This is a genomic window from Hymenobacter mucosus (genome assembly GCF_900188255.1).
In the GTDB taxonomy this organism is placed as follows: domain Bacteria; phylum Bacteroidota; class Bacteroidia; order Cytophagales; family Hymenobacteraceae; genus Hymenobacter; species Hymenobacter mucosus.
This window is the reverse complement of record NZ_FZNS01000001.1, coordinates 496,763-519,601: the sequence shown is the minus strand read 5'-3', so window position 1 is coordinate 519,601 and position 22,839 is coordinate 496,763. Positions and strand designations below refer to the sequence as shown.

Genomic DNA, 22,839 nt, shown 5'->3' with positions numbered 1-22,839 from the left:
ACATCCAGTAGATGAGCTACTCTCGTATCTGTACTACCGTAGCACTTACAGAATTACTTTCTTGCACTATTCTCTACCAAAACTTCTAACTGCTTCAATGAAGAAGAACCTGCGCGCTGCTTCCTTGGCTTTGTTGTCAGCTGGCATCGTTACCAGTGGCTTAACCAGCTGCGGCGAAAACTCGACCACCGAAACTGCTACTGTTACCACCGAGACGACCACTCCCACCGTGGATTCTGCGGCCATGATGTCGGACTCGGCTCGGATGGGTAAGCCGAAAGGTGTATTGGTGGACGGTGTGGCGATGACGCCCGACAAAACAATCGTGCAAAATGCGGTGCAGGCCAGCAGCGTGACTACGCTAGTGAAAGCCGTGAAAGCGGCTGAGCTTGACGGCACACTCAGCGGCCCCGGCCCATTCACAGTTTTTGCGCCTACTAATGCTGCCTTCGATAAGCTGCCCACGGGAGCCCTAGCTGGCCTGATGAAGCCTGAAAGCAAGGAAAATCTCAAAGGCGTGCTTACCTACCACGTAATCCAGGGCCGGTTGCTGGCCGCCGACCTTAAAGATGGGCAGCAACTGACGACCGTGAACGGCGAAAAAATAAAGATATCTGTGCAGGGCGGCAAGGTGATGATCAGCAATGGCAAGGACGCTCCCGCAACCGTGCAAATAGCGGATGTGGTGTCTAGCAACGGTGTCACACACGTGATTGATGGGGTGCTGCTGCCCCCCATGTAACCCCTTTTGATTTCCTGATTGGTTGAAAAGGCCCGGCTGCTTCAGTCGGGCTTTTTTGCGTGCTCCAAAAAGCAAAGTGCCCGGAAGGAAAAGGACATAGCTCGTTTTCCTTCCGGGCAGCTATCTACTTAGCTGTACGCTACAAACCGGCATTCTCGGCGGCCCGCTCCGCAAAACCAGCCCAGTCATTCTGCTCGCCCTTGGCTACGCTAATGGAGAGGTTGTCATGAATGATGTTGGCAAAGGGCATAGGAGCTACGTATGTGCGCGACTCGTCCAACACCAAGCGCAAATCTTTGCGAATGATGGCCGGAGCTGCGCCAACGGGTTCGTACCGACGGTCGGCTACCAGCTTGCCGTAGTTTTTGTAGATGGGGATGTTGAACAGCGTGTTCGTGAAGAACTCGTACACCTGCTGTCGATCAAGGCCACTTTTTTGCGCCAGGGTAAAAGCCTCGGCCATGGCCTCAATGGCCGCGCCCAGCATAAAGTTGCCGCAGAGCTTTACCGTGCTGGCTGCGCCGGGGTCGTCCCCGAACTCATACGTACCCTGACCAACTGCCTCCAAAAGAGGAAGCAGTTGCTGCCGGGCAGAAGCGGGGCCGGCGGCAGCCAGCCACAACTTGCCAGCAGCAGCCACGTCGGGCTTACCAAACACGGGCGTTGAGACTAGATAAGTGCCGTGTTGGGCGTGTGCTTCTGCCAAGCGGCGGTTCGTATCGGGAGCCACGGTGCTGCACGATGCATGAACGGCACCAGGCTTCATGGCCGGTAAGAAGCCTTCAGGACCCGTGCACAAGCTTTCAAGGGCGGCATCATCGGTTACCATCGTAAACACGAAATCGGCGTTCTGTACGGCTTCTGTGGGTGTAGCTGCTACGGTAGCGCCCTGGGCTTGCAGGCCAGCAGCTTTGCTAGCAGTGCGATTATATACCGTGAGCGAATGCCCGGCTTTGAGCAGGTTGGCGGCCATGGCCTCGCCCATATTTCCAAGGCCGAGGAAGGCAATGCGGTGCGACATGGAAGAAAAATTAGATGCGAAAGAAGAGTGTAGTAGGTGGCGGCCAGAGTTCAAAGAACCCAGGCTCCGGGACATGATGGTTTACCGAGTAACTATCAAGCCTGAAAAAAGTCTGCTACCCAAAGCAATACGATGTTTTGAGCACGCGAATAGGCTATTTCCGGTTATCATCGCCTTCCAGCATGCTTACGTAGCTGTCGTAGCGAGGGAGGGCAATTTTACCTTTGTCTACGGCTTCACGCACGGCGCAACCAGGTTCGTGGGTGTGCTGGCAGTTGTGGTAGCGGCACTGATTCAGCAAGGCCCGCATTTCGGGGAAATAGTGCGCCAGTTCCCCGGGTTTCATATCCACGAGGCCCAATTCCTTGATGCCTGGCGTGTCAATGAGGTAGGTCCCGGGCCGTACTTCCAGCATTTCGGCAAACGTAGTGGTGTGCACGCCCTTGTCGGAAAACTCGCTGATTTCAGCCGTCTTCAAATCCAAATCCGGTACTAGCACATTAATCAACGTGCTCTTGCCAACCCCAGAGTGGCCCGACAGTAGGGATACTTTGCCATCTAGCAAGGCATCAATGGCCGGTACACCCTCGCCGGAATGGGCCGAGCAGCGTAGCCCGGGGTAGCCCACGCGCTGGTACATCTTCAGGACCTGCTCTTGGTAGTCGGCTAAGTCCTCGTCGTACAGGTCGGTTTTGTTGAACAAGAGCGTAACGGGGATGTGGTACGCTTCGGCCGTAACCAGAAATCGGTCGATGAATCCGAACGAAGTAGCGGGTGAAGCTAGTGTCACAACCAGCAGGGCTTGGTCGATGTTGGCGGCTACAATGTGCGCATGCTCGGTTTTGTGCACCGAGCGGCGAATGATGTAGTTGCGGCGGGGCTCAATATGATGAATGACGCCCGCGCCTTCCGTTTGCTCCTCAACGGTAAAATCTACCTGGTCGCCTACGGCCAACGGATTGCTTACCTTCAGCCCCTTGTGCTTAAACTTGCCCCGCAAGCGGCAGCGGTGTAATTGACCGTTGCCCGTTTCGCGTACCACGTACCACGAGCCCGTCGACTTAACGATGATTCCGGTCATATAAAAGTGAAGTTGGGAGTGGGAGGTAAGGGGAAATACGGAGTTGAAACTTGGCTGAGATGCTGAGCAAAGCAGATGGGCTTATGGCTGTACTACGTCACGTTCTAGCCAGCTCATTATCTTACCAGTTGCTCCACTGTGGTCGTGCACGTAATCGAGGCTAATGTCTTGCACTGCCAAGCGCGCCTCCTCCCGGTGGTAGAGCGGGCCAAAAGCTGTTAGTAGCTCATCGGCTGTTTTGATGGGAAAAGCGCACCCTAAGTCTACCAAGTCTTGTGCTTCCTGAAACTTGTGGTAAGTTGGGCCAAAGAACAGTGGCAACCCAAATGCTGCTGCCTCCAGCGTATTGTGCAGGCCTTTGCCAAAGGCTCCTCCTACGTAAGCAAAATGCCCAAACCGGTACAGCTGGCTGAGCATGCCTACGTTGTCTATTAGCAGGAGGCGCGCTTCGGCCACGGTGGCAAGGTGAGCCCGGGAGAAACGGACAACCTTGCCGGGAAGCGCTTCCTCCACCAAGCGCAGATTGGTTTCGTTGATTTCGTGGGGGGCTACCACAAAGCGCAAATGGTCGGCGTACTGCCGAAATAAGGGCGTGAGGGCAGGCAAATCCTCGGGCCAGCTACTACCAATAATGAATACGGGCGACCAATCATCGGTGAAAGCCTCAATCAGGGGCAGAGGCTTGGGTGGCACCGATGCGGTACGAACTACCGTATCGAAACGAGTGTCGCCAGCCACGCTAGCACGCGTGAGACCTACGGCGCGCAGCAGCTCCACCGACGAGGCATTCTGCGTGAAGATGTGCGTGAAGCGGCCAAGGGTACGGCGAAAAAAACCGCCCCAGGGCCGAAAAAACGACTGTTCGGGCCGGAAGATGGCCGATACGCAGATGGTTGGGACCTGGCGCCGCTCAAGCTCCGTGAGGAAATGATACCAGAATTCATACTTCACGAACACGGCTAAGCGAGGTTTCACCGCCGCTAAGAAGAGCCGAGCATTCTCGGCTGTGTCGAGGGGGAGGTAAAACACGTAGTCGGCGCCCGACCAGTTCTTGCGTATCTCGTAGCCCGAAGGCGAGAAGAACGTCAGGACCAGCCTGTGATGAGGATGGCGAGCCATGTACGCCTCCATGACGGGGCGGCCCTGCTCAAACTCACCCAGGGAAGCGCAGTGAAACCAGACAATTGGGGCCGTTTCGGCGTGTAGTGCCTGCTGGATGCGAACCAGGAGGCCGCGGCGCCCCTCTACCCACTGTGCAGCTTTCGGCACCAAGGGCGCCACTAGTTGCAACAGCAGGCCGTACAGGTGCAGGGCTATAGAATATAGGAAAACCAATTCGAGGAAAGGACTTAGAGGTGATGCTCCGCAAAACAAATATTTAGTCGAACCAAGGGCCAACAGGTAGGAAGCAGAGGCGGCAAAAATAGGCGTTTACTAAACGGCAAACGAAAAAAGCCTCAACCAGCTGAGGTTGAGGCTTTGTAACCCATGCGGGACTATGGTTAGTAGGCCGTCTTTTTACCAGAAAGGCTACTGCCGTTATCGCCAGTGTTAGGAAACACGTGCTTGCCTTCTTCCCAGTTGGCGGGGCACACTTCACCGTGCACCTCAAAGTATTGCAGGGCATCTACCATGCGCATGGCTTCATCCACGCTACGCACCAGGGGGCCATCATTGATTACCTGGTGGCGGATAATTCCGTCCTTGTCAATTAGAAACAAGCCGCGGTAAGCCAACGGCGACCCGACAAAGGTCATTTCACCGGCTTCGTTATAGTCGAAGTGGCCACCTAGTACATCGTAGTTAGCCGAAATAGTCTTGCTGGCGTCGGCTACCAGCGGGTACGTGATGCCGGCAATACCACCAGCATCACGCCCGGTTTTCAGCCAGGCTGCGTGCGAGAAGTGGGTATCGGTAGAACAGGCTACCACTGCCACGCCCTTGGCTTCAAAGTCGGCTATCCGATCCTGAAAGCCTAAGATTTCGGTGGGACACACCTGCGTGAAATCGGCGGGGTAGAAGAAGAAGAGTACGTGCTTCTTCCCCAAGTATCGGTCGAGAGAAAATTCTTCTTCGAATTCGCCGGCAATAACGGCGGTGGCTTTAAACGAAGGGGCGCGTTTGCCAACTAGAACTGCCATGAAGTGGAGTAGTGAGGAGAGGGACAAGAAAAACAGATCAGCTGATCTGTCTACTTGCTGGTACGCATAGCGAGCTGAAAAGATTGAGTGCCCTGCTGTGCGCCCGTTATTTCATACCCCTAGTACCCACTACATGCAAGGAGAACGACCGGGGCTGAAACCCTTCTAGTTCGCGCGCCGCAAAAAATTGACGAATCAGTTCATCCAGTTGCGGATCGCAATAGTCAATGATTTCCTGTGTATCGGTGCAGAATAGATGGTGGTGTTCCGTGCAATCGGCATCGTAGCGGCGAGAAGCTCCCTCGGCTGAGGCTACACGCCGCGTAAGGCCAGCCGCTACAAAGGAATCAAGCGCCTTGTATACTGTGCCCAGAGAAATGGAAGGAGAATGGCCTACTACATGCCGATGAACTTGCTCGGCAGTAGGATGGCCAGGCAAGGTCAGTAGGCTCTCTAAAATAACCAGCCGCTGCCGGGTAGCCCGGAGCCCCGCTTGGGCTAGGCGACTGCGCAAGGCTCCCGGATTGACTGCCGATGCCGATGCGTGCATATGGTTGGGTGAAAGGCTCACTAGGTAGGAATGATTATCAGTAAAGGTAGAGGGATAAGGTAGCAGAAGACAAAAATGTTTCGTTTTGGCGGTCTACAACTTCCTACGTGGTACTGTAGTGGCAATTAGGTGGCAGGTTTGTCTGCTACTACTTACCCGTAACCAATCAGGCACTGACCTCATTAAAACTTCCCCGGCAAACGAACTGAAATGTTTGGCGGGTCCGCTGTTCCAGCAACAACTCCCGGTCCTGGGCAATCCGCCGAATGCTAGCGGTATCGTAGTTTTTGATGGTGTATAACTCCAGGCCGGTATTATAATGAATGGTGAACTGCTCGCGCAAGAGGTCCAAGAGCTTCTCTAAGCGGTACGCCGAAAAATCAGTGCACACGGAAAAGCTGATAGCCGAGTTCTGCATCAGGTTAATCTTCAGGCGTACCTGAGCCAACGCCCCAAAAATGACCTCTAGGTTTTCTTCCGAAATGAAAGTAAGGTCCTTAGAGGAAAAGGAAATCAAGCACTGGGCGGCCTTACGAATATAAGCAGGAGCCAGTAGGCCGTGGCGGCAGTCATGGATTTTGGTGCCCTCTGCCGTAGGATCTACGAACGACTTTACCAGCAGCGGAATATGCCGCACGGCCAAAGGCTTTATGGTTTTGGGGTGAATAACCGAAGCGCCATAGTAAGCCATTTCAATGGTTTCCTGGTAGCTGATTTCTGGGTAGCGCACGGTATCGGCAAATATTTTGGGGTCAGCGTTCAGCAGTCCGGCCACATCTTTCCAAATAGTGACGTCCTGTGCCCCCAAGCAGTACGCCAGAATAGCAGCCGTGTAGTCAGAGCCCTCACGCCCTAAAGTAGTGGTATAGCCGCTGGCGGTTCCCCCCAGAAAACCCTGCGTTACGATGGGGCCGTTGCTTAATAAAGGGGGCAAGGTTGCCCGCAGGCTACGCTCGGTAGTGGGCCAGTCTACGCGGCCTTCCCGCCAGGTATGGTCCGTCCGAATCAGAGGGCGGCAATCAACCCACTGTGCCTCTAAAGCGGCGGCTACAATGCGCGTGGCCAGCAGCTCTCCAAAGCTTACTACTTGGTCGTATTGCTTATCGTAGTCACCGGTAGTTATCGTAGCTAGTCGGTCGCCAAGCTGCTCCAGCAGCTCCACTATGCTGGGCGCAGTGGGCAGAGTAATATCGGCTACGCCAAGCTCCGCTGCCACGCCCAAGTGAAAGGCGCGTAGCGCTGCCAACGGTGCGGTATATTCCTGGCCCCCATGGGCTAGGTGAAAGAGGTCTTCGAGTGCATTAGTCGTCTTGCCCATAGCCGATACGACAATCAGCAAGGGACCCGGCCCGCTGTGCTCTCGTACAATCAGCTGGAGGTTACGAATAGCAGCTGCGTCCTTCACCGAAGCGCCGCCGAACTTGTAAATTTTGAGTTGATGCGGTTCCTGCATGGCCCAAATGTAGGGCGAAGTACTTTTTTACCTAGCATAACTATCGTATTCCAGAGCCGGTACAAGGCTTGCCGCAGCCGTACGTACTAATCCGCGCACCATTAGAGGAAATACGCTATTTTTGGACTGTTGTATCGTTTTGTTTCCTTTGCTTTTACTTTCTTTCCTTTTTTCTTAGTCTTTCCTATGAACCACCCCGACAAGCTGGCCTTACCTGTAGGTACTACCCTAGACCGCTTTATCATGCGCAAGCAGGAAGACTTTCCGTACGCAACGGGGGAACTCTCGCAACTGCTGCGCGACATTGCTTTGGCCGCTAAAATTGTAAACCGCGAAATAAACCGTTCGGGCCTTATCGATATTGCTGGCGCGTATGGCAACCGCAACGTGCAAGGGGAGGATCAGCAGAAGCTCGATGTTATTGCCAACATTCGGTTTATTCGGGCATTGCGTAATGGGGGAGAGGTATGTACTATTATCTCCGAGGAAGATGAAGAAGTGATTCAGACGGGCAATGTGCAAGGCAAGTACATTGTTGCTATCGACCCCTTGGACGGCTCTTCCAACATTGACGTAAACGTGAGCATCGGGACGATTTTCAGCATCTACCGGCGTGTGTCGCCCACGGGAGGCGAGGGTACCCGCCAAGACTGCTTGCAAACGGGTACGCATCAGGTGGCCGCCGGCTACGTGGTCTACGGTTCTAGCACCATGCTGGTGTATACCACGGGCAATGGCGTCAACGGCTTCACGTATGAGCCTTCACTAGGAGAGTTTTTCCTTTCGCACCCTAATATTCAAACGCCTGCTACGGGCGCTATCTACTCAATTAACGAAGGCGCGTCGGCAACCTTCTCGGCCGGGACCACTGCCTTCGTAGCCTACTGCAAAGAGCAAAACTACTCCGCCCGTTATATCGGCTCATTGGTAGCCGACTTCCACCGCAATCTGCTAAAAGGGGGGATTTACATGTATCCCGCATCGGCTAAAGCTCCGCAGGGCAAGCTGCGTCTCATGTACGAGTGCAACCCACTCGCCTTTATTGTGGAGCAAGCCGGTGGTAAAGCTACCAGCGGGCGGTGCCGTATTCTGGAAATAGAGCCCCACGAGATGCACCAGCGCAGCCCTGTATTTATTGGCTCCTCGGAATTGGTAGAGAAAGCAGAGCAATTCCTCGCGCAAGACAACGCTAGCTGATAATTAGCAGGGTTTTCACTACTTTTTATAATAAAAAAGCCTCCTGAATGCATCAGGAGGCTTTTTTATGTGAGAGCAGGTATATTATTCTGCTTTCTTCTTAGCCGCTTTTTTGGCGGGTTTCTCCGTTGCAGCTTCTGGGTTGCCCGCAGCGTCATCTTCCGAAGAGGATGCAATGATACCAGCTGTGCTCAGCGCTTCGTCGGCAGAAGGCTCTTCTGCCGAGGCCGTGGTTTCATCCTCCGTTGCAGGTGCCTGGTACTCCAAGCGGCTGCTTACGGTGTGATACCACGTCACCAGCTTCTTGATGTCAGACATGTACACCCGGTCCCGGTCATAGTCAGGGATGATAGTACCCATGAAGGCCGTCAGGTCCCGGTCATCCGATTTATTGGTGAGGGGCAGAGCAGTGCCGTACTGCTGGTGAATCCGGTCGAATACTTCCGTCAAGGGTACCGTCTGATCGTAGTCTTGGGTATAGATGGAAATTTCGTGAAGCAGCGACACCTTGTTGCGGGCCGAAGCCACGGAGCGGGTGCCTTTCTCGTCGAGGGCTTCAATGATAACGCCAGCGCGGGTAGGCTTCAGCAGGCGGTACAGACCGGGCATGCCGCTGATAGCAGCTACCTCTCTCAGGTCGTAGGGCATAAGGAAAAAAGCAATTGTTGGAAAGTGCGAAGTTACTCAGTAGCGGCGGCTTGGCCGGGCGCAGGCAGCTTAAACGTGATGGGCAGGCTGGTCAGGATGGCGTAATCGGGCTTGTTAAACTTTAACAGGCGCACTACGCGCAACGCTTCTTCGCCGCAGCCACCGCCAATGTTCTTAACCAGCTTGATGCCTGACATAGTGCCATCGGTATTTAGCGTAAAGCTCACAATACACTGACCCTGAATGCGGTTGCGGCGGGCCATAATTGGATACTTCAGTTCCTTGGCGATGAAGGCATACATGGCTTCCTGACCGCCCTCGTAATATTCGGCTACCGGAATAGCCTTCGGAGCCGGAGCTTGCTGGGCTGGTGCATCAGGTGCAGGCGCCGATTGGGGTGCTGCGGCATCCTCCTTCACTTTTACCTTGGTTTTTTGCGCCAGGACTGGGGCCGATAGAGCCAGGAGCCCAAAACCTAGCAGGAAGGAAATTTTTTTCATGCAATAAAGAGAGAACAAAACGTACAAATGAGACTGCCGAAAACTAGGCAATTACGGGGCCAATCTACGCATCACTGCCTTCTTCGGCCAGTTGCCGATTCACTTCCGCAATAAACTCTATCACTTCTTCTCGCCCAGTCTTTTCTTCCGCCGACGTAACAAAATGACGCGGCAATTCGTCCCAGGTTTCCTGCATCTTCCGCAAGTAATCAGCCACGTTTTGTTGCGTGCGCGTACCCGAAAGTTTGTCGGCCTTCGTAAAGATCATCACGAATGGAATGCCCTCGGAGCCGAGCATTTCCATAAACTCTAAATCCACTGCTTGTGGCTCATGGCGCGAATCAATTAGCACAAACACGCAGGTAAGGTTTTCGCGCTGGCGCAAATAATAATTAATCATTCGCCCCCATTTCACGCGGGCATCTTTGCTCACGCGGGCATAGCCGTAACCTGGTAAATCGACCAAATACCACTCATTATTAATAAGAAAGTGATTAATAAGTTGCGTTTTGCCAGGCAATGAAGATGTTTTAGCTAAGCCCTTGTGGCCCGTCAGCATATTAATAAGCGACGACTTACCTACGTTGGAGCGTCCAATGAAGGCGTATTCAGGTAGCGTAGGAGCCGGGCACTGCTCTACGCGGGTATTACTCATCAGAAACTTGGCTTCCCGGATATTCATTGGCGACAGGTTGTGAAACGCAAAGGTAACCAATTGCATGCGGAGGCTGCCGAGCATAATTTTTTCATGAAAAAACTTGCTGTTTAATGAGTGGACCTATATTTGCGCGGCCTAAACAGCATAGCTCAACTATAGAGGAATACCAAAATCTATTTTTCGATGTGTTGCGTATCGTATTGTACGAAATTGGATATGGCTAAGGTCGTATTATAAAACTACTATCTTTGCCCGTAAATACACCAGATTCAGGCAACTGACTATTTGGGAAAGTGAGCAGATTACCTACAAACAGTTTGTGGTAGATGCAAATTTGCCCATATTATCTTAACCCTGGAACTTAATTTCAGTATAAGAGGCAACTTCCCGAAAACCGCATTTACAGCCCGTAATCGGTATTCTAACTTCTCCTTGCAACTCCTTATTTCCCTAACCCCTCCAACAATGGACAACTTAGTCAGAAGGTTATTGAAAGCCTCGTGCGCCTTCGCGCTGACGGCGGCTATGGCCCAACCTGCACTGGCCCAGAGCACGCGTAAACAGCTGAAGACTGCAAATAAGTTCTTTGAGAAAGAGAACTACCGGGCTGCCATCCCTTACTACGAACAAGTGTTGGCCAAGGAGCCAAACAATGCGCTGGCGTTGTTCCGGGCGGGCATATCTTATATGTCTTTCGACAAAGAAAAGGCCAGCGACTACATTTATAAGGCTCAAAAGCTGAAACCAAAAGTATCAAAGGATGTAGAGTACTGGCTAGGTCGGGTAGACCACCTGAACTACAACTTTGATGAGGCCATCACGCACTTTCAGGCATACAATGCTACGCTGAAAAGCAAAGACACGCGCAAGCGCGAACTTGCTCTGCTGATTCAGCATAGCAAGAACGCAAAAGTGCAGTTCAACAGCCCCAAGGATATCTTCGTGAAGAACTTGGGCCCTACTATCAACTCGCAGTACTCAGAGCACAGCCCTGTTATTTCTAACGACGACAAACTGTTGCTGTTCACCTCGCGTGGTGAAAACGTAACTGGTGCTGGCAATACGGATAGCAAGAACAAAGGCAACATTGCTTCCGATGGTGAATACTACGAAGACATCTTCGAAGCCAAGCGCCTCGGTGACGATGAATGGGATAAGCCCCGTTCGTTGAGCGGTGTGCTAAACGGCAAAGGCCATGATGCATCCATTCAAGTGTTCGATAACGACACCAAGATGTTGATGTACCGCCAAGATGAGAATGGTGACATTTTCTACTCGGAGAAATCGGGCGGAGACTGGACGTCTCCAAAGAAGCTAAACGGTAACGTTAACTCGAAAGCCTTTGAGTCAGACGCCTACATCACGCCAGATGGTCGCACTATTTATTTCTCGACCGGCAAGTATTCGGAAGATGGTTCGTTAGACATCTACTACGCTACGCGTCAGGAAGGTGGCGACTGGGGTTCGCCCAAGTCAGTAGGTAGCGTCATCAACACGCAGTACGATGACGACAGCCCGTATTTGAGTCGGGATGGTAAGACGCTGTACTTCTCTTCCCGTGGTCATAACACCATGGGTGGCTACGACATCTTTAAGTCGGATTGGGATTCGGTAGGCAACAAGTGGGGCCGTCCGGAAAACATGGGTTACCCCGTGAACACGCCCGATGATGACACGTACTACCGCCTCAGCCCTGATGGTAGCTATGCGTATCTGTCGTCCTACCGCATTGGTGGTTACGGTGAAAAAGACATCTATACCATCAACTACATCAAAAATGCCATTATCCGTGGTAAGGTAATTTCCAAGCGGGATAGCTCAGTAATTTCGGGTGTAGAATTGGTGTTCAGTGGTACGCAAGCCGATAAAACGGCTCTGAGCTACCGCGACATCACCAAGCCGGAAACTGGCGACTATCAGGTAAGTGTGCTTTCGGGCCGTACCTACCAGGTGGCAGTATCAAGAGATGGCAAAAACATCGAGACGCAAGAGTTCCCGGTGCCCGTGTCAACGAACGACTCGACTATCATCGAGAAGAACTTCTACGTTGACTACATCGACACTACAACATTTGCTCAGTTCAACAAGATTTACTTCGATACCGACAAGTATAAGTTGCGGCCGGAGTCAATTCGCGAGTTGAACAACATTAGCAATATCCTGAAGGCAAACCCCGGGGTAAACATCTCCATCGAAGGCCACTGCGACTCGCGCAACACCGACGAGTACAACATTGTACTGGGTCAGAACCGTGCTGATGCTGCCTACAACTACTTGAAGAAATCAGGTATTGGTGAGACCCGCATGGTGACGGTAAGCTACGGTGAGCGTCGTCCGGCTGCCGCCAACGACTCGCCAGAGAACATGCAGCTAAACCGCCGCGTAGAGTTCCGTGTGATTCTGAAGGAAGGCGAAACAATGCCTCAGCTCAACTCCGGTACTACTGGCTCGGGTGCTACCACTGGCGGAACCTCTACCACCACTACAGGCACTTCCGGAACTAGCACTCGTACTACGGTGCCATTGTCGCCGGGCAAGAGCAAAGCCAAACTGCCCGACGGTACGAAGGTGAAAACTAAAGTAGATGAGGACAGCGACAAGGTGAAAGTGAAAACCAAAGGCGCCAACGACGAGAAAAGCAAGACCGTAACCAAAGACGGTACCATTGACTCGAAAGCCAAAGAGGCTGATGGTTCTAAAACTAAGGTGAAGACGGACAACGACTAATCCACGTCACCAAATTCCTAGAAACGGGTCGGACCTCAAGTCCGGCCCGTTTTTTTTCAACATAATGCGGAGGTTGGCGTTATCAAAAGGCAATTTTGCCTTTGTTTTGCCGTTCTTCGCACTAAGCACTATGGCCGTAGTACCCTACAAAGATGACACCGCCGACAAGAAGTCGCAGGTGGCACACATGTTCAACAGCATTGCTGGGAAGTATGACTTTCTGAATCACTTCCTTAGCGTTGGTACTGACATCTACTGGCGGCGCAAGGCTGTGGGAGAGCTAAAGCAACTCCGGCCCGCTCGCATTTTAGATATTGCTACCGGCACGGCGGATTTCGCCATTGAAACGCTGCGTGCTGCTTCCCCCGATGCCCACGTAACAGGCGTGGATATTTCGGAAGGTATGCTGGAAGTAGGTCGCCGCAAGCTCCAGGAAAAAGGCCTTGCTAACCGTATTCAGCTGGAGCTGGGCGATTCGGAAAACTTGCCATTTCCTGACAACCACTTCGACGCGGTGACGGCTTCGTTTGGCGTGCGCAACTTTGAGAACCTAGAAAAAGGCCTCAGCGAAATGCGCCGCGTTTTGCGGCCTGGTGGCAAGCTGGTGGTGCTGGAGTTTTCGAAGCCTACGGCTTTCCCGCTCAAACAAGCATACAATTTTTACTTCCGGCGCATCTTGCCGGTGTTTGGTAAACTGATTTCCAAAGACAATTCCGCCTATACCTACCTGCCCGAATCGGTGCAGGCCTTTCCCGACGGGCCCGATTTTCTGGCTATTCTGCGAAAGGTTGGCTTTACTACTCCCGCATGGCAACCCCTCACGTTCGGCATCAGCTCCATCTATACCGCGCAAAAGTAGGCCGGCTGGCTCTGCTGGCATTAGCAGCTGCTACTATTCCTTTTGCAGCCGAGGCGCAAAAGAAAAGTCGTAGTAGCGCCAGCAGAGGAAAAAATGGACAAGTAAAATCAGTAACAACCGAAAACCTTCCGGGGTACGACAGCCGGGCGCTGCACCTCGGCATGCACGTAGCACCGAACTTCTCGCGCTATAAGATTGAGCAAGCTCCGGGGTATCCAAGCCAAGGGGTTTCGGCTAACTCTATCATCAGTCCTGGGTTCACGGTGGGCTTTTTGGCTGATGTTCGGCTAGCGGACTACCTCAGCTTCAACTTTGCCCCTGGGGTAAGCTTCATGACGCGACGTATTGAGTTTAAGCCGTATGGCTACTCACAAAATACCACGCAGTATCCTTCTGACCCAGAGGAAATCACCACCCAAGAAATTGGCGCTACGCAAGTGAATATGCCGCTGCTGCTTAAGCTCAAATCACAGCGTCGGCGTAACACTAGGGTGTACTTAGTGGGCGGGGTAAACCCAAATTTTAACATCGGTAACCGCCGCAAAGACCCGGAAGTGAACCTGCTGCGGGCCGCTAGTTCCGACTTTGCTGTCGAGTATGGGGTAGGGCTGGATCTGTTCTACCCGTTCTTTAAGTTCTCGCCGGAACTGCGGTTTTCACACGGCCTGAAAAACCTCCTGGAACCTGGTACGGACGTATACAGCCGAAGCCTTCAGAGCATGAAGAGCAACACCGTAACGTTGTACTTAAATATTTATTCGGGCCGTTAGGTCTGCGTTGTCATGCGTAAAACCGCTTTTATCACTGGCGCCTCTTCCGGAATTGGATGGGCCACAGCAGTAGCGCTGGGTCGCGCGGGTTTCCAACTGGTGCTCACGGGTCGTAGGCGCGAGCGGCTGGAGGCCTTGGTACAGGAGTTGGGGGACGTTCCTACCCACTTGCTCACCTTCGACGTGCGAGATCGGGCTGCCGTAGACGCGGCAGTACAAACCCTACCGGCTGCTTTCCAGGATATTGATGTCCTCATCAACAATGCTGGTAACGCCCACGGCTTATCGCCTATTCAAGAAGGCAACCCCCAAGACTGGGATGATATGCTCGACGGCAATGTGAAAGGCTTGTTGTACGTAAGCCGGGCAGTGCTTCCATCTATGACGCGCCGCAAGACGGGACACATCATCAACATTGGCTCTATTGCCGGGCACGAAACCTACGCCAATGGGAACGTCTATTGTGCTTCCAAAGCTGCAGTAGCAGCCCTTACGAAAGGCATGCGGCTAGACTTGCTGCCCCAGCACATTCGGGTAGCGGAAGTAAATCCAGGAGCTGTAGAAACCGAGTTTTCCGAGGTGCGCTTCAAAGGCGACAAGGAACGGGCTGCCACGGTATACAAAGGGTTTGAGCCGCTACGAGCTAGCGACGTAGCCGACCTGATTGAATTCATGGTAACGCGCCCAGCCCATGTAAACATTGCTGAGGTACTTATCCTGCCGGCTGCGCAAGGCGCAGCCGCTACCATTCGCAAGGAGTAGCTGGTGCTTGCACACACCATGTAGAAAAGCCCCGCCATCGTTTAAACGATGGCGGGGCTTTTCGGTGTTAAAGAGCTTTCTCCATTGCTTGGAGGCGCAGCAAAATGTCGGCATCTAGGGTATGGGACCCGGAAAAGCGGATAACAATAGGCGTTGTGCCTACCTTGGAAAGATAGGCGTATTGCTGCTCTAAGTCGGTGGTAGAAACGTACGCATCATCGGTGCCGCAGACCAGTGTTACGGGCAGTTGCTCTAGCAATCGAGAAGCAGTAAAAGGCTCCATATCTGGTGGGAAAGCCCCGGCCCAAAGCACGAGATGCGCAGGACGGAATGAGGCATGAGCCAGCCAACGCCCCACCGTGGCAGCACCTTGCGAAAAGCCCAATACTGTAACCTGTACAGTAGCTGCCGCTAGGGGGAGGGTGGCCGTGGTCAGTTGGTTTAAGTAAGCCACGTAATCCTCTATTTCCGTTAGGCGGTCTTCCTTCGTCATCCAACTAGCACCCACGCGTCCGCCGGTTCCTTGGAGGTAGAAGCGCGATAAGCCTTCGGGAGCAATGACTACCAACTCCGGGTCAGCTGCGGTAAGATGGGCAAAGTGACGGATGAAGTACGCTGCCAACTGACCGTATCCGTGGCATACAAACCATACCCGCTTGGTAGCCGCTGATAATTCTCCCAGTTGATAGTATCGGGCCGTACGTGTAACGGAAAAATGATGCTCCTGAGCCGCCATTAGGAAGGTAAAAGCGAGAAAGAAAAGTCAAGCTGGACTGCAGCAAAAGGTGCGTACACCAGAGTGCCAACTAGCACAGGTGAGCCTTGGTGCCAAGGAAACCGCACAAGAGCTGTGCTTCCTATGGTTATTGATTAGGCGAGGGGAGGTCGTCAGGAGTGAAACCCAAGGGTAGCAAATCAGAGAGCGACTTGAATCGGTAGATGCTACCGTTTGGGCCCTGTAGCAGTAGCGGAATAGCTTGGCGCTGGCGGTGTTCGTATTCGGCCATCACTTGTCGGCAAGCGCCGCAGGACGTTACCGCAACAAACTCACCGTTGGCGGGACGGGCGGCTACGGCCATGCCCAGGATACGGCGTTCAGGCTGGGTGGCGGCTAGTCCAAACAAGGCAGTGCGTTCAGCGCAAAGACCAGAAGGGAAAGCCGCATTTTCCTGGTTTGTACCCCGGAACAGCGTGCCATCGTCGAGTAGGAGGGCCGTGCCCACGTGAAAGTGCGAGTAAGGCGCGTAAGCGTGGTCCGTGGCGGCGCGGGCGGCCTGCCACGTGGCAGTTTCGGCAGGGGTTAGGTCGGCTTCGGAAGCCAGTACCTCCACAGTGATAGTCAGGTGGAGCGGTTGGGCCATCGGCGGGGCTAAAAAGAACGCACCGGCGCCGACAGGCGGCCCCGGTTAGTGAAAGGGGCGGTGAATGTACCATTTTTTCTTGGATGCACGAGTGCATTGTGTACCGCGTGATAGGAGCACGCGTAGGCGGCCCAACAGTTGCTGGGTTTTTCCGATTATTGGTTCCTGTTTGACATTTCTCCTTCCTCGGCATCTATGTCCCGTATTCTGCTTCTTGGCGCTGGCCGCTCAGCCTCTTCGTTACTCCAGTACTTGTTGCATCACGCCCCTACAGAAGGCTGGCAGGTAACTGTGGCCGACGTGAACCCAGCGCCTGTGCGCGCCTTGCTACTTCCTCACGCGGCCTATGCGCAGGCCGTGCCCTTTGCCGTAGAAGACAATGCCCGCCTGGAAGAGTTGATTTCGCAGGCCGAGGTAGTCATTTCGATGCTTCCGGCGCTTTTTCATCCGCTGGTGGCACGCGCCTGCCTGCGTTTTCAATGTCATTTGGTAACGGCCAGCTACGCGAGTGAAGAAATCAACGCCTTACACGAGCAGGCGCAGGCCGCAGGTCTTGTCCTACTAATGGAATGCGGCCTCGATCCTGGCCTCGATCATATGTCGGCCATGCAGGTAATAGACGAAGTACGGGCCCAGGGAGGGGAACTGTTGTCCTTTAAGTCGTACTGCGGCGGGCTGATGGCCCCTGGCTCGGAAGGCGACAACCCGTGGCGCTACAAGTTCACCTGGAATCCGCGTAATGTGGTGCTGGCTGGGCAAGGAACGGCCAAATTCTTGGAGGGCGGACAGCCCCGTTTCATTCCGTATCAGCAGTTGTTTGCTCGCACAGAGCTTCTATGTATTCCTACTTACGGGGAGTTCGAAGGCTATGCCAACCGTGATTCGCTGAGCTACCGTGCACCATACGGCCTCCACGACATTCCAACGATTTTGCGCGGTACGCTGCGCCGCCCAGGTTATTGCGCCGCCTGGCACGCTTTGGTGCTGCTGGGGCTCACCGACGATGCAGTACATCTTGGCAACGCGGCCAGCATGACTTGGTCCGAACTGGTAACGGCCTATCTACCTCAAGCAGCCGACCATTCCTTACCACTGGCCACTCGTACGGCCCAGCACCTAGGTTTAGCTCCAGACTCGCCGGAGATGCAGCGCCTCGCATGGCTAGGTATATTCTCCGACGTTCCCGTAGGGCTTGCTAACGCCAAACCTGCTCAGTTACTGGAGCGGCTACTTACGGCGAAATGGCAGCTAGAACCTACAGACCAGGATATGATTGTGATGCAGCATTTATTCAGGTACACGTTAGGTGGTGTACTGTACCACCACACATCTTCCCTAGTAGTGCTTGGGGATGATAGTATTCATACTGCAATGGCAAAAACAGTTGGTTTACCGGTGGGAATAGCCGTACGACGTTTATTGCAAGGACATGTCTCGCAGCGTGGAGTCGTTATTCCTACCAGCGCCGAGTTATACGAACCCATCTTGCACGAGCTAGCTACTCAGTACGGCATCCACTTTGTAGAAAACAAGCAAACTGTTACGCAGTAAACACTTTAGATTCTCTAACCTTATGAAGTGCATGCGCTACTACCGTGCGGGGTAAGGGTAGTGTCCCAAAATGAGCAAAGCAAGAAATAATATTCCCATTTTGATTGGGAAACAATTTCATCATCTTATATTTACGTGGTAAGCACAATTCTACTTTTCGGGTTGCCATTTCGCTCGCTCGTAATGCGAGGTTATAGATCAACTTGCTTAGAGATATGCTACCGCTGGCTCAATGTATATGACCCAGCTCCGTCGCCACCACCTATTGCACGGGAGCCGCACCTATTTTGGATGCGGCTCTTTTATTTTAGGGCCATTGAGTTCTGACGTCACACGAGTATGCTACTCGCTTTTTGTGGGAAAAGACATCCACTACCGGACGCTCTGGTGGTTCCACTATTCAGCTTGGCAACAGAATACAAGACAATAGATTAGGCGCAGTAGCTGTTTGTTTGAAATAGTAAAACCTCCGATTCAGTGCTGGTATAGCCAGGGCTGAGGCTGTACTTTCAACTCTTTCGGTCTGCTACATACGCATTGTCGGTCTTGATCTTCTGTTCTCATGCGCACATCTTCCTACCTCAGTGGCACGAGCACTAGGCCATTGCTAGGCGAAACTATTGGTGAAAACCTCCACCGCACAGTAACGCTTTTTCCTGACCGAGAGGCCTTGGTGGTAGCCCAGCAGGGCTATCGTGCCACGTATGCCGAGCTGTGGGAACAAACCGGAGCCCTAGCAAAAGGGCTGCTGGCTCTGGGAGTGCAAGCTGGAGAACGGGTCGGGATTTGGTCGCCCAATCGGTACGAATGGGTGGTGACGCAGTTTGGCGCGGCGCGGGCGGGCGCCATTCTCGTTAACATTAACCCGGCATATCGAGCCGAAGAACTGAAGTATGCTTTAAATCAGGCGGGGTGCCGCGTGCTGCTACTTGCCGCCAAGTTTCGTCTGACGGACTACCAAGCTCTTTTGGAGCAGGTACGGTCTCAGTGCCCGGCTTTAGAATACGTGTTGATACTGGATGATGACTGGGACGACCTGCTCGCCCGCGGCAATGCTCAACCCAATAAACTGCTGGCCGAGCGCGAAGCCACGCTACAGTTCGATGACCCCATCAACATTCAATATACTAGCGGGACTACCGGGTTCCCTAAAGGTGCCACCCTATCCCACCATAACATCCTCAACAACGGCTACTTCATTGGGCAAACTTTGCGCTATACGGAGCAAGATAGGGTATGCATTCCAGTGCCATTCTATCACTGCTTCGGAATGGTTATCGGTAACTTGGCCTGCGTATCGCACGGAGCTTGCATGGTAGTACCCGGCGAGGCGTTCGACCCATTGGTTACCTTGCAAACAGTGGAGCAAGAGCGTTGCACCTCACTCTATGGTGTGCCCACTATGTTCATAGCCGAGTTAGATCACCCAGCGTTCAGTAGCTTCGACTTATCCTCTCTGCGGACTGGGGTAATGGCGGGCTCACCCTGCCCCGAAGAAGTAATGAAGCGGGTGCAGCAACTCATGAACATGCGCGACGTCACCATCTGCTATGGAATGACGGAAACCTCACCCGTATCAACGCAAAGCTACCCCGACGACCCACTAGAGCAGCGGGTAAGTACCGTGGGCCACGTACATCCACACCTGGAAGTGAAGGTAGTAGACCCCGAAACGGGCAACGTAGTGCCCTGTGGTACGCCCGGCGAGCTATGCACCCGGGGCTATTCCGTTATGCTTGGCTACTGGAACAATCCCGAAGCAACCCGGGCGGCCATTGACACCGCCGGCTGGATGCACACGGGCGATTTGGCCACTATCTCTGAGCACGGATACGTAAACATCGTGGGCCGCATCAAGGACTTAATTATGCGGGGCGGCGAAAACGTGTACCCGCGTGAAGTAGAAGAGTTTCTCTATCAGCACCCAGCGGTACTTGATGTGCAAGTAATTGGAGTGCCAAGCTTTAAGTATGGCGAAGAGGTAATGGCATGGGTAAAACTCAAGGATGGCTGCACGGTAACGGGCGATGAGTTGCGTGACTTCTGCCGGGGGCGCATTGCTACTTTCAAAATTCCCGCTTATTGGAAATTTGTAGATGACTTCCCTATGACGGTGACGGGCAAAATCCAGAAGTTTATCATGCGCGAACATTCTGTTCAGGAATTGGGTCTAAGTGATGCGGCGCTCATAAAAACCGCTTAGGCTCCCGCTACCGTCATAGATGCAGATAAAACGGAGCAAGCAGCGTCTGAAACTCTTCTGAATAGGTATCACTATCGGCCGCCTTAATTGGCAATACTCGCTCGGCCACTTCGCGTGGGCGCCGGGTAAACGTCAGGATGTGCCGTTGCGGCTTGCTGCCCCTACGATGTACAAGTACTATTCTGTTGCGAGGCCATAATCCACAAACTGTTGCGGCGTGCACAAAGTGCTCCATCTCTGGGGGAGGTAGTAGCACCGTAAGTTGCCCTTCAGGAGTAAGAAATTTGGTTGCGAAAGCCGCTAATTCCGTAAAGGTGAGGGTGTCTTCTGCCGTATGGCGGGCAGTAGTACGTTGCGCACTCGGTGAGCGAAGTGAATCCCGAAAGAAAGGAGGATTGCAGATAATATAGTCGAAGGAGTGAGGTTGACTAGCTGCAAACTGTGCCAAAGGCTGCGGATGCAGTTGCAACCGGTTTGTCCAGGGAGAAGCCTTGAAATTAGCTGCCGCTTGGATAGCAGCGGCTGGGTCAAGTTCCACTGCCTCAATACAGGCTCCCGGCGCCCGTTGAGCAGCCATAAGCGCCAACAAGCCGGTACCAGTACCAATGTCCAAGATACGCGAAGCGCCTTCCAAACCAGCAACCGCGCCTAGCACGCACGCATCAGTGCATACTTTCATAGCGCAGTTGCTCTGCTCAATACGAAACTGCTTAAACTGAAAGTAGGAGTTTGACACGCCGAAAAGAAAAAGGGAAGAACTAAAGGTTGCCGCTACCGATATGCGGATTTGGTTTTTTCTAAAATTTGCTGATAAGGTAAGTGTGCTGCTGACTGTTGCACGTGGTAAGAGAAGACGCGCACATAGCCATCATGATATACTTCCTTAGCAGACAGGCCTACAAAATTTGGAGGGTGCTTGTCGTAGTCAATAACAGCATATTCATAGGCAGTGCTCGGCTGCGGCTCAGTATTGATAATTATAGAAGGATCTTGCTGATGGAGATAATGATATAGCAGTAGCACATAGTCTCGCGAATTCACTAGTATCCGCCGTGAGTTTTTGGCGTGCAGCAGTTGATATACTGTATGAATACGCTGGTCCGCTACCCTCAGCGGATAGATACGTTGCTCCGTATGAAATATTCCGTAAATCCCATATAGAAAAATGCCTATTGGTATGAGTACTAACCACACACGGCGTGAGGGAAATAATACGTTACTCAATCTATCATAGCAGATTCCAAACAAAAGTGCCAGAAAGAGAACCCGATAAGATAGAACTCGGGCTGGAGTTAGCACACGCTGCGCTACGACAAATAAGAACGGTAACAGTACATAAGCGCAGGATATTATTCCTAGTAACCTAAGCTTGCTGGATTTTTCAGTTTGAAGAACATAAACACAAACGATAATTAGACACGCAGTAAACCAAATTCCTAATCTTTCTTGCCCAGTAATGAAGCCCTCTGAATAGGAGTAAAATGGCAGAAATGTTGCCCAAAATTCATGTGCATTTTTTGCTGCTACATACTTATTGCCGATTAGTGACTGTAGACCAGAAACTGCTAGAACAGGAGTGTAGAGTAATGTTCCGCAAAGCGCGATGATAGCGCAAGCTACTGCGAGGTTAAGAATGTCATTCTTGCGCTTATGCTTTACAAATGATATTGTTAAGATTACTAGTAATGATAAGAACGGATACAGGAATGTAGGAACAGTATAAAACCCCAGTATACTGCTACTTATAATGATAAACCAAGAAAGACGCTTGTATTTATTTGGTTCGTAGATCAGTTGTATACCAGCGAAGAAGCTGATACTAGCTAAGCAAAATAATAAAAAATACCCGCGGCCAACAAATGCGTACTCTAAGCCATATGGAGAGAAGCAAAATATAAAAACAGCACATGTGGCAATAGTAAAATTGCTAAAGCGTAGTAGCAATAAATAGACTAGGTAAGTGCCCGCTCCGCTAATTAGCAAAGTAGGTAAGCGGCTAGTCCAGTAGAAATTGACATGTAGTTGATGAAAAAACCAGCAAATGCTATTGTATAGTATATGATTATTCGGCAAGGGGTAATAACTACTAACGTACGTAATGCCTTTACTGACGAAGAAATTATAAGATGTAATTTCATCATCGCTAACTGGATAATTGAAAAAATAAAAAATTCTGGCTATTAGCACGCTGCTGCCCAAGAGAAGTGCTATCAGCCGCTGATTATAACTCGTTCTATTCCATGCAATAAATAGCTCAAGGCGTGCTGCACGACTTTCCTTACGTAAGTGTGCTAACTCCGTGTAGATGGTGTTTCGCTTTGCGCATGCATGTAGTAATACAAATAGGGAGCATATACATAGGATAGAAAGAAAAGCTCTGAAAATAGAATATGTAGTGCCTGTTACGTAAGGAGTAGCGTGATAAAATGTATTATTATATTCTGTATCTGCGAAGCGTAGGAATGCTTGGTAAGAATGAGACTGAAGCAACAAAGTAAGATATACACTAATAACAGTAAGTGAAATTAATCCTGTTATCCACAGAAATTTGGTTTGTTGCATGCTAATAGAAAAGCAAGTCTATTATATGATGTTGGCGAAACCTAAAATAATAC

General features: G+C 52.1%; 21 protein-coding genes. 8 read left to right on the top strand and 13 right to left on the bottom strand.

What is annotated here, in order from left to right:
- Positions 1–97: 97 nt before the first annotated feature.
- Positions 98–742 (top strand): fasciclin domain-containing protein, encoded by a 645-nt coding sequence (locus CHB83_RS02240; protein WP_089331515.1) that lies wholly within the window; start codon positions 98–100, stop codon positions 740–742.
- Positions 743–881: 139 nt separating this feature from the next.
- Here the strand turns inward: CHB83_RS02240 and CHB83_RS02235 are convergent, their stop codons facing one another.
- The 6 genes from CHB83_RS02235 to CHB83_RS02210 form a co-directional block, all read right to left on the bottom strand.
- A complete protein-coding gene (locus CHB83_RS02235) occupies positions 882–1,763 on the bottom strand; it encodes an NAD(P)-dependent oxidoreductase (RefSeq protein ID WP_245855254.1) in 882 nt (293 codons plus the stop codon).
- Between the two features lie 154 nt (positions 1,764–1,917).
- Positions 1,918–2,844 carry a ribosome small subunit-dependent GTPase A gene (gene rsgA / locus CHB83_RS02230; protein WP_045687545.1) on the bottom strand — a complete coding sequence of 309 codons (927 nt, stop codon included), beginning with the start codon at positions 2,842–2,844 and terminating at the stop codon, positions 1,918–1,920.
- An 81-nt stretch (positions 2,845–2,925) separates the two neighbouring features.
- Positions 2,926–4,179: a 3-deoxy-D-manno-octulosonic acid transferase gene (locus CHB83_RS02225; protein WP_089331513.1), complete on the bottom strand. Its 1,254-nt coding sequence runs from the start codon at positions 4,177–4,179 to the stop codon at positions 2,926–2,928.
- 167 nt (positions 4,180–4,346) lie between these two features.
- Positions 4,347–4,985, bottom strand: coding sequence for a peroxiredoxin (locus CHB83_RS02220; protein ID WP_089331512.1), 639 nt, complete (start codon positions 4,983–4,985; stop codon positions 4,347–4,349).
- A gap of 106 nt (positions 4,986–5,091) precedes the next feature.
- Entirely contained in the window at positions 5,092–5,535 is a 444-nt protein-coding gene (locus CHB83_RS02215) for a Fur family transcriptional regulator (RefSeq protein WP_045687544.1), read from the bottom strand.
- A 166-nt stretch (positions 5,536–5,701) separates the two neighbouring features.
- Positions 5,702–6,988, bottom strand: coding sequence for an aspartate kinase (locus tag CHB83_RS02210; RefSeq protein ID WP_089331511.1), 1,287 nt, complete (start codon positions 6,986–6,988; stop codon positions 5,702–5,704).
- 186 nt (positions 6,989–7,174) lie between these two features.
- Here CHB83_RS02210 and fbp point away from each other — a divergent pair, with 186 nt between their 5' ends.
- Complete coding sequence (gene fbp, locus CHB83_RS02205; RefSeq protein WP_045687543.1) at positions 7,175–8,185, top strand: class 1 fructose-bisphosphatase; 1,011 nt, start codon at positions 7,175–7,177, stop codon at positions 8,183–8,185.
- 84 nt (positions 8,186–8,269) lie between these two features.
- Here fbp and CHB83_RS02200 read toward each other — a convergent pair whose 3' ends face one another.
- The 3 genes from CHB83_RS02200 to yihA form a co-directional block, all read right to left on the bottom strand.
- Entirely contained in the window at positions 8,270–8,833 is a 564-nt protein-coding gene (locus CHB83_RS02200) for a DUF5606 family protein (protein ID WP_045687542.1), read from the bottom strand.
- Positions 8,834–8,865: 32 nt separating this feature from the next.
- Positions 8,866–9,333: an energy transducer TonB gene (locus CHB83_RS02195; RefSeq protein ID WP_089331510.1), complete on the bottom strand. Its 468-nt coding sequence runs from the start codon at positions 9,331–9,333 to the stop codon at positions 8,866–8,868.
- A 64-nt stretch (positions 9,334–9,397) separates the two neighbouring features.
- Positions 9,398–10,015, bottom strand: coding sequence for a ribosome biogenesis GTP-binding protein YihA/YsxC (gene yihA / locus CHB83_RS02190; RefSeq protein ID WP_089331742.1), 618 nt, complete (start codon positions 10,013–10,015; stop codon positions 9,398–9,400).
- Between the two features lie 441 nt (positions 10,016–10,456).
- Here yihA and CHB83_RS02185 point away from each other — a divergent pair, with 441 nt between their 5' ends.
- From CHB83_RS02185 to CHB83_RS02170, 4 genes are all read left to right on the top strand, one after another.
- On the top strand, positions 10,457–12,718 hold the full coding sequence (locus tag CHB83_RS02185; RefSeq protein ID WP_245855253.1) for an OmpA family protein: 2,262 nt from the start codon (positions 10,457–10,459) through the stop codon (positions 12,716–12,718).
- Positions 12,719–12,848: 130 nt separating this feature from the next.
- Positions 12,849–13,577, top strand: a complete 729-nt coding sequence (gene ubiE / locus CHB83_RS02180) for a bifunctional demethylmenaquinone methyltransferase/2-methoxy-6-polyprenyl-1,4-benzoquinol methylase UbiE (RefSeq protein WP_045687541.1) — start codon at positions 12,849–12,851, stop codon at positions 13,575–13,577.
- The gene (porT, locus tag CHB83_RS02175; RefSeq protein ID WP_052695021.1) at positions 13,526–14,347 is read left to right on the top strand and encodes a type IX secretion/gliding motility protein PorT/SprT; all 822 of its coding nucleotides are present in this window, start codon (positions 13,526–13,528) and stop codon (positions 14,345–14,347) included. The genes ubiE and porT overlap by 52 nt, the downstream gene beginning before the upstream one ends.
- Before the next feature lie 12 nt (positions 14,348–14,359).
- The gene (locus CHB83_RS02170; RefSeq protein WP_045687540.1) at positions 14,360–15,109 is read left to right on the top strand and encodes an SDR family NAD(P)-dependent oxidoreductase; all 750 of its coding nucleotides are present in this window, start codon (positions 14,360–14,362) and stop codon (positions 15,107–15,109) included.
- Between the two features lie 67 nt (positions 15,110–15,176).
- Here CHB83_RS02170 and CHB83_RS02165 read toward each other — a convergent pair whose 3' ends face one another.
- Positions 15,177–15,845, bottom strand: coding sequence for an alpha/beta hydrolase (locus CHB83_RS02165; RefSeq protein ID WP_089331508.1), 669 nt, complete (start codon positions 15,843–15,845; stop codon positions 15,177–15,179).
- Positions 15,846–15,972: 127 nt separating this feature from the next.
- Positions 15,973–16,470: a cytidine deaminase gene (locus CHB83_RS02160; protein WP_045687538.1), complete on the bottom strand. Its 498-nt coding sequence runs from the start codon at positions 16,468–16,470 to the stop codon at positions 15,973–15,975.
- A 195-nt stretch (positions 16,471–16,665) separates the two neighbouring features.
- On the opposite strand from CHB83_RS02160, the gene CHB83_RS02155 reads away from it, so the two are divergent.
- Positions 16,666–18,021 (top strand): saccharopine dehydrogenase C-terminal domain-containing protein, encoded by a 1,356-nt coding sequence (locus tag CHB83_RS02155; protein ID WP_089331507.1) that lies wholly within the window; start codon positions 16,666–16,668, stop codon positions 18,019–18,021.
- Between the two features lie 562 nt (positions 18,022–18,583).
- Positions 18,584–20,224: an AMP-binding protein gene (locus tag CHB83_RS02150; RefSeq protein WP_089331506.1), complete on the top strand. Its 1,641-nt coding sequence runs from the start codon at positions 18,584–18,586 to the stop codon at positions 20,222–20,224.
- 13 nt (positions 20,225–20,237) lie between these two features.
- Here CHB83_RS02150 and CHB83_RS02145 read toward each other — a convergent pair whose 3' ends face one another.
- Both CHB83_RS02145 and CHB83_RS23460 read right to left on the bottom strand, forming a co-directional pair.
- On the bottom strand, positions 20,238–20,960 hold the full coding sequence (locus CHB83_RS02145) for a tRNA1(Val) (adenine(37)-N6)-methyltransferase (RefSeq protein WP_089331505.1): 723 nt from the start codon (positions 20,958–20,960) through the stop codon (positions 20,238–20,240).
- Positions 20,961–20,995: 35 nt separating this feature from the next.
- Positions 20,996–22,786, bottom strand: a complete 1,791-nt coding sequence (locus tag CHB83_RS23460; RefSeq protein ID WP_143436967.1) for a hypothetical protein — start codon at positions 22,784–22,786, stop codon at positions 20,996–20,998.
- Between the last annotated feature and the right edge of the window lie 53 nt (positions 22,787–22,839).